Source organism: Streptomyces murinus, from assembly GCF_002154555.1.
Classification (GTDB): Bacteria; Actinomycetota; Actinomycetes; order Streptomycetales; family Streptomycetaceae; genus Streptomyces; species Streptomyces murinus.
On record NZ_MUNF01000611.1, the window covers coordinates 1 to 2456 of the forward strand.

Sequence of the window (2456 nt, forward strand, 5' to 3'; positions counted from 1 at the left end):
TTCGCCGAGGAGTTCGCCCGGGCCCCGTCTCCGGGCGAACTCCTCGGCGAACACACCCCATCAGCCGGCGCTGTAGCGCGAGCGAGGGCTCACTGTGGGCGAGGGCGCGGGCCTGGTACCTGTGGTGGTGGCGCCGCTCTTCGAACATGTGGCGCAGCGACAGCGTCGTCGCCCCTGCCGCGCAACTGCTGCGCCGCCGATCGGCGCCGATCATGACGCCGTGCTCGAACCATCCCGCGCCCGGATCGGTCCGGTACGAGCCGACGGCACCGGCGACCTGCCCGGTGCGGGCCGCCTCGGCCACCAGCTGGAAGCGCTCGTCCTCGGCCCGAAGGACGGCCTGTTCCCTCCCCATTGGAGCACGCGGCCCGGTGCCGAGGCCCGGGCTTTTTCCGGGTGCCCCGGCTCATGCCTCCGCGGCGGACTCCTCGGCGAGTTCCTCCTCCAGGAGCTCCGCCGCCTCCGCGTCCTCGGCCTCCGCCAAGTCCGCCGACTCCTCCGGCTCGTCCGGGAGGAAGAAGCCCGGGAGCCAGGACTCCAGTTCCTCGCGGAGACGGACCGTGGCGCCCAGCTGGCACAGGACGCCGATGGTGCTGAGGGTGACGCGGTGGATCAGGAGGTAGGCAGGGGGGAGGTTGAGCTGCTTGCCGAGCTGGTAGGCGGGGGAACGGGGGTCGGCGATGCGCGCGGCCTGGCTGCGCATCCAGGAGCGGGTGAAGGTGAACGCGTCGATACGGGCCGGCTCGATGATCGGCAGCAGATAGTCGAGGACCGCGTCGGGATCCAGCTCTATGGATTCCTTGACGAATCCCTCCTCGCAGAGCAGCTCGTAGACCGTCTCCGCGTCGCCGTCCAGCGTCATCCGCAGGGAGATCCCGATCGGCGCCGGCAGCCCGCCGGGGAGCCGGTCGACGGTGCCGAAGTCCAGCACCCCGAGCCGCCAGTCGTCCTCGCCCTCCGGACCGCCCGGCAGCAGCCGGAAGTTGCCCGGATGGGGGTCGGCGTGCAGCAGTCCGGTGCGGGCGGGGCCCAAGAACAGGAAGCGGGCGAGCAGCTGCCCGGCCCGGTTCCGCTGCTCCGGTGTGCCGTCGGCGATGATCTCCGACAGCGGGATGCCGTCGATCCACTCCGTCACCAGCACCTGCTCGCACTGGTGCACCACCGCCGGGACCACCACATCCGGGTCACCCGCGAACTCCTGCGCGTGCGCCGTCTGGGCCGCGGCCTCCAGCCCGTAGTCCAGCTCCTCGGAGACCCGGTCCCGCAGCTCCGTGATCAGTGGCTTTATGTCCACGCCCGGGATCAGTGGCCCCAACAGCCGGGCGAACCGGCCCAGTTGGATCAGGTCGGACAGCAGGGCCTCGCCGGCGCCCGGGTACTGCACCTTGACCGCCACCTCGCGGCCGTCGTGCCACACCGCCCGGTGCACCTGGCCGATCGAGGCCGCCGCCGCGGGCTTGTCCTCGAACTCCTCGAACAGCTCCCGCCAGTCCGGCCCGAGCCGCTCCGTCAGCACCGCGTGCACCGTACGGGTCGGCATCGGCGGTGCCGCCTCCTGGAGCTTGGTCAGGGCCGCCCGATAGGGTCCCGCGACCTCCTCGGGCAGCGCGGACTCGAAGACGGACAGGGCCTGCCCGAACTTCATGGCCCCGCCCTTCAGCTCACCCAGGACCTTGAAGAGCTGCTCCGCCGTGCGCTGTTGCAGCTCCCGGCCGACGATCTCCGCGGACTCGCCCACGATCCGCTTGCCCAGCCCCCAGGTCGCCCGGCCGGCGAAGCCGAGCGGGAGCGCGGCGAGCTTGGCGGTCCGGGTGACCGCCTTCCGGGGAAGATCAGACATGCGCCCTCCAAGTCCCTGTCGGCCGTGCCGCGCCCGCTTCGCGTGCCCGCTCCGTCGACGGCCGTTGCACCGCCATTGTCGCGCGTGACCGCCCCGGGGTTGAGGAGTGTTCCCCCTCCGGTTTCTCACCTGGTCTTTCGGCCGCGCCGCAGTGGCAGCCCGGGTGCGGCACGACCGGGCGGGAATGCCAGTTCAGACCGGGTAGGGACACCTCCCAGCGGGCGCCCGCGGCGGACGGCGACGCGCCGTCCAGATGGGCCAGGGCGTGGGCTGCGGCCAGTCCGGCGACCGCAGTGGAAAGGGCCAGGTCACAGGCCCCCACCGGGCGGGATCCGGCGCCGGAGCGCCATTGCGCGAGCAGCCGGGGCCAGGCCGGATCACGGTCCGTGCGCGACTCGTGCAGACACCCCGCGCAGGCCGTCTCGCCCGGCAGCACCAGCGGGCCCACGACTCCTGTGCCCTCCACCACACCCGCGTACAGATGCGGGGTGCCCGAGGCCAGCAGCGACTGCGCGGCACGCGGATCCGGGGCGTGCACGGCCACCTCGTCCCGGGGCGCGAGGATCACCAGGGAGAGCCCCGGGTCCCCGGCGCCGGACCCGGGGCTCTCCCTGGT

General features: G+C 72.9%; 3 protein-coding genes. All 3 read right to left on the reverse strand.

Annotated features, from left to right (window positions below; translation table 11 throughout):
- On the reverse strand, window positions 1-355 hold a 355-nt coding region (locus CCN72_RS31165), incomplete at its 3' end, for a GNAT family N-acetyltransferase (protein WP_425276186.1).
- A gap of 51 nt (window positions 356-406) precedes the next feature.
- Window positions 407-1840, reverse strand: a complete 1434-nt coding sequence (locus tag CCN72_RS31170) for an ABC1 kinase family protein (protein WP_086811443.1) — start codon at window positions 1838-1840, stop codon at window positions 407-409.
- Window positions 1833-2456: TOMM precursor leader peptide-binding protein (locus CCN72_RS31175; RefSeq protein ID WP_143664255.1), on the reverse strand; the 624-nt coding region annotated here is incomplete at its 5' end. The genes CCN72_RS31175 and CCN72_RS31170, both read right to left, overlap by 8 nt.